Raw genomic sequence first — 4471 nt, 5'->3', positions numbered from 1 at the left:
GCTGCACCTCACCCGAGGGTGGGAATTCTGGACCTCCGGAGCGGCTCCGGGGGACCGGCCGGGGGCGATCCGGGCCCGCGGCCCGCTGTCGGTCGGCTCGCATAGGCTTCCCGTGTGGAACCAGACCTGTTCACCGCCGCTGCCGAAGACCGCCGGGAGACGGACCCGGCGAGCTCCCCGCTCGCCGTCCGGATGCGCCCCCGCACCCTGGACGAGGTCGTCGGCCAGCAGCACCTGCTGAAGCCCGGCTCGCCCCTGCGGCGGCTCGTCGGGGACGGGGCCGGCGGGCCGGCCGGAGCCTCGTCGGTGATCCTGTGGGGCCCTCCGGGCATCGGCAAGACCACCCTCGCGTACGTGGTGAGCCAGGCGACGCAGAAGCGGTTCGTGGAGCTGTCCGCGATCACGGCGGGCGTGAAGGAAGTACGCGCCGTCATCGAGGGCGCCAAGCGGGCGGCCGGCGGATACGGCAAGGACACGGTCCTCTTCCTCGACGAGATCCACCGCTTCAGCAAGGCCCAGCAGGACTCGCTGCTCCCCGCGGTCGAGAACCGCTGGGTGACCCTGATCGCCGCGACCACGGAAAACCCGTACTTCTCGATCATCTCCCCGCTGCTGTCGCGGTCGCTGCTGCTCACCCTGGAGCCGTTGACCGACGAGGACCTGAGCGCGCTGATGCGGCGGGCACTGACCGAGGAGCGCGGGCTCGGCGGAGCCGTCTCCCTGCCGGCGGACGCGGAGGCGCACCTGCTGCGGATCGCGGGCGGCGACGCCCGGCGGGCGCTGACGGCACTGGAGGCCGGTGCCGGTTCCGCGATCGCCAAGGGCGAGTCCGAGATCACCCTCCGGACGGTGGAGGAAGCCGTCGACCGCGCCGCGGTGAAGTACGACCGGGACGGCGACCAGCACTACGACGTGGCGAGCGCCCTCATCAAGTCCATCCGCGGATCGGACGTGGACGCCGCGCTGCACTACCTGGCGCGGATGATCGAAGCGGGCGAGGACCCGCGGTTCATCGCCCGCCGCCTGATGATCTCGGCCAGCGAGGACATCGGGCTGGCGGACCCCACGGCCCTGCCGCTCGCCGTCGCCGCGGCGCAGGCGGTGGCGATGATCGGCTTCCCGGAGGCGGCGCTGACGCTGTCGCACGCCACGATCGCCCTCGCCCTGGCCCCGAAGTCGAACACCGCGACGACCGCGATCGGCGCCGCGCTCGCGGACGTCCGGGCGGGCCTGGCCGGCCCCGTGCCCACGCACCTGCGGGACGGGCACTACAAGGGGGCGGCGAAGCTGGGCCACGCGGTGGGGTACGTCTACCCGCACGACGTACCGGGCGCGATCGCCGCCCAGCAGTACGCGCCGGACGCGGTGCACGGCAAGCGGTACTACGAGCCCACGCGCTACGGCGCGGAGGCCCGTTACGCGGACGTGGTGGAAAAGGTCCGCGAACGCCTGCGCGGCGCCGGGCCGTCCGGCGCGTGACGCCGCGCCCTGGGCTGCCGGTGACCCCGCCGGAGAAGGAGGCGCCGGCCGGCATGATCGCCGGCTGACGGCAGGGCGGTCAGCCGCCGGTGGCGGAGAACAGGGTGTGCATCGCCCGGCGCAGGTCGCACACGTCGCGGACCGGTGCCGGGAAGTCGAAGCGGGCGTCGAAGGGGGAGCCGTCGCCCGTGAAGCGGACCCGCAGGCCGAGGCGGTCCAGTGCCAGCGGGACCGCGGTGACGGCGGTGTCCTGCCGCGGGCCGAGGAGCGCGCACAGGTCCGCGATCCGGTCGTGGTGCGCGGCGGCCAGGTGCTGGAGGAGCTCCGTCTCGTGGTTCACCATCGGGTCCGGCTCGGCGGCGGCCAGGTCGTCGGGCTCCACGTGCTCGGCTCCCCACAGGTCTTCCACCGAGATCTCGCCGACCTCCAGGCGCAGCATCACGTAGGAGGGCGGGCCGTGCAGCCCGAGCAGTTCGCCCACCGGCCGGCGCTCGGCCAGCAGCGCCGCGCAGGCCGCGCGGTCGTCCCCGCGCACCCGGGTCAGCCATCCGGCGAGCCACGCACGGCCTCGGATACGATGGGGCACGGACACCGGCGCCACGTCCGTGATCTCGATCACGGCCGTGAGGTCGTCGTCCTGGGCGTAAGCGGCCGCCCTGGCGGCCGCGGATTCCCCTGACACCAGGAGGATCACGTCCCCGTCCGGGGTGACGGTCCGCGCGACCGGCATCCCTGTCCCGAACTCCGGCTGGTCATGAGACCGCACCTGGTCGAAAGCACCCGGCAGCGTGAGGGATACTGAGGCGTTGGACTCTACGAGGGTTCGTACGCGTTCGGCTCCGGTGAGCTGCCGAACGCCTTCCCTGGGACGCGGCTGACCTTGCTTATCGTCGGCGCAAGCGGATTCTGTTTCGTCTGAATCCGAACTGCGTTGCGCACTGGGCAGGGGGATCCCATGTGGTCGAGACATTACGTCCTCCTCGATAAGGTAAGCCTCACCTAACTTACATGGAGGTAGGTTCCCCGTGAACCAGAAGCGACCCAAGGTCAAGAAGTCGCGTGCCCTCGGCATTGCACTGACCCCGAAGGCCGTCAAGTACTTCGAGGCCCGCCCCTACCCGCCGGGCGAGCACGGCCGTGGCCGCAAGCAGAACTCGGACTACAAGGTCCGTCTGCTGGAGAAGCAGCGTCTGCGCGCTCAGTACGACATCTCTGAGCGTCAGATGGCCCGCGCGTACGACCGCGCCAAGAAGGCCGAGGGCAAGACGGGCGAGGCGCTGGTCGTCGAGCTCGAGCGTCGCCTCGACGCCCTGGTGCTGCGTTCGGGCATCGCCCGGACCATCTACCAGGCCCGCCAGATGGTCGTTCACGGCCACATCGAGGTCAACGGTGGCAAGGTCGACAAGCCGTCGTTCCGTGTCCGTCCGGACGACGTCATCACCGTGCGCGAGCGCAGCCGCGAGAAGGTTCCGTTCCAGGTTGCCCGTGAGGGTGGCTACGCAGGCGAGGGCGAGACCCCGCGCTACCTGCAGGTCAACCTGAAGGCCCTGGCCTTCCGCCTGGACCGTGACCCGAACCGCAAGGAAATCCCGGTCATCTGCGACGAGCAGCTCGTCGTCGAGTACTACGCCCGCTGATCCGGCGGACGTAGCCTCACAGGCTGGTCAGCCCGCCGGTTCCCCCTTGGGGGAGCCGGCGGGCTTCCTGCTGTCCGGGCGGCCCACCGCGCCGGCCGGGCCCGCCGGGCCCGTCGCGACGCCCGGCTCGACCGTCCTGCCCGCCTCCCCGGTCCGGGGCCTGGGCAGCGGCTCCGGAGCCGGCACCGGCTCGGGCCCCCGCAGTGCCCGCCCGACCAGCTCGTCCAGCGACAGGGCCCGGCCGTGCCGCGCGCACGCCGCGTACCGCTCCGCACCCAGCACCTCGCCCGCCCGCTCCCGGCACATCAGCCGCGGGGCGTTGAAGTACCCCGAGCCGAACAGCTGCAGACCCACCCCGTCCCACATCGGCTCCGCCGCGCCCTGGAGCACCGCCGCCTCGGCCGGATGCCCCTCGGCCGCCGTGACCAGGGCCAGCAGCTCCACCGCCAGCACCAGCCCGACCAGGTCGCGGAAGACGTGGTTGATCGTCACGCACTCCGTCAGCAGCTGCCGCGCCCCGGCCGTGTCCCCCGCGTCCAGCGCCGCGTACGCGAGGACGTAGAGGGCGTACGCCTTCGTCCAGCGCTCCCCGCGCTCCTCGCAGATGTCCCGGACCTCCCGGCACAGCGACAGCGCACCCGCCAGGTCCCCCTGGAAGGCCAGCGCCATCGCCAGCTCCACCTGGCACATCAGCACGTTGCTGTTCAGCTCCCCGGTCTCCCGGTACTGCTCCAGCGCCGCGCCCAGCAGCTCCCCGGCCCGCACCATGTCGTCGGAGACCAGCGCCAGGCAGCCCAGCCGGTGCACCGCGTACGCCGACGCCACCGCGTTCCCGGTCCGCGCCGCCGCGTCCCGGCACTCGTACAGGGCGCTCATCGAGGCCACCGCGTCGCCCTGGAGGGCCGCCACGTAGCCGAGCACCCACAACGCCTTCAGCCGTGAACCCACGTGCTCCGACCCGGGCGCACCGGGATCCAGCGACCGGTCCAGCCAGTACCGGCCCTCGGTGAGCCGGCCGCAGCCGGCCCAGTAGAACCACAGCGTCCCCGCCAGGTACTGCCCCAGGTGGAGCTCGTCCGGCTCGTCCAGGCAGCACTCCAGGGCCAGCCGCAGGTTCGGCAGCTCGGCCTCCACCAGCGCCGCCACCTCCTGCTGGCGCGGGCTGAACCAGTCCAGCTCGCACCAGGTCGCCAGCCCCGTGTACCAGTCCCGGTGGCGCCGCCGCAGCCGCGCGGCGTCGCCGAGCGACTCCAGCCACCCCCCCCCGTACGCCCGTACCGTCTCCAGCAACCGGTAGCGCACCCACCCCCCGACACCGGCGCGGGGCTCCCCCCCCCCCCGCACCGCCCGGGCCC

General features: G+C 72.8%; 4 protein-coding genes. 2 read left to right on the top strand and 2 right to left on the bottom strand.

Features of this window, described 5'->3' with window-relative positions; genetic code table 11:
* The first annotated feature begins 114 nt into the window (after positions 1–114).
* Positions 115–1479, top strand: a complete 1365-nt coding sequence (locus ACFXA3_RS36480; protein WP_385194434.1) for a replication-associated recombination protein A — start codon at positions 115–117, stop codon at positions 1477–1479.
* Between the two features lie 79 nt (positions 1480–1558).
* Here ACFXA3_RS36480 and ACFXA3_RS36475 read toward each other — a convergent pair whose 3' ends face one another.
* Positions 1559–2209, bottom strand: a complete 651-nt coding sequence (locus ACFXA3_RS36475; protein ID WP_385194431.1) for a DUF2470 domain-containing protein — start codon at positions 2207–2209, stop codon at positions 1559–1561.
* A gap of 295 nt (positions 2210–2504) precedes the next feature.
* Here ACFXA3_RS36475 and rpsD point away from each other — a divergent pair, with 295 nt between their 5' ends.
* Positions 2505–3116, top strand: a complete 612-nt coding sequence (gene rpsD / locus ACFXA3_RS36470) for a 30S ribosomal protein S4 (protein WP_030294564.1) — start codon at positions 2505–2507, stop codon at positions 3114–3116.
* Positions 3117–3143: 27 nt separating this feature from the next.
* On the opposite strand, the gene ACFXA3_RS36465 is transcribed toward rpsD, so the two are convergent.
* On the bottom strand, positions 3144–4471 hold a 1328-nt coding region (locus ACFXA3_RS36465), incomplete at its 5' end, for a tetratricopeptide repeat protein (protein WP_385194428.1).

Source organism: Streptomyces sp. NPDC059456, from assembly GCF_042750055.1.
GTDB lineage: Bacteria > Actinomycetota > Actinomycetes > Streptomycetales > Streptomycetaceae > Streptomyces.
The sequence above is the reverse complement of the archived record's forward strand: the minus strand, read 5'-3'. Positions and strand labels throughout refer to the sequence as shown.

Coding starts and splice junctions, on each gene's coding strand:
- ACFXA3_RS36475 (WP_385194431.1), bottom strand. CDS start 2,209: ATGCCGGTCGCGCGGACCGTCACCCCGGACGGGGACGTGATCCTCCTG.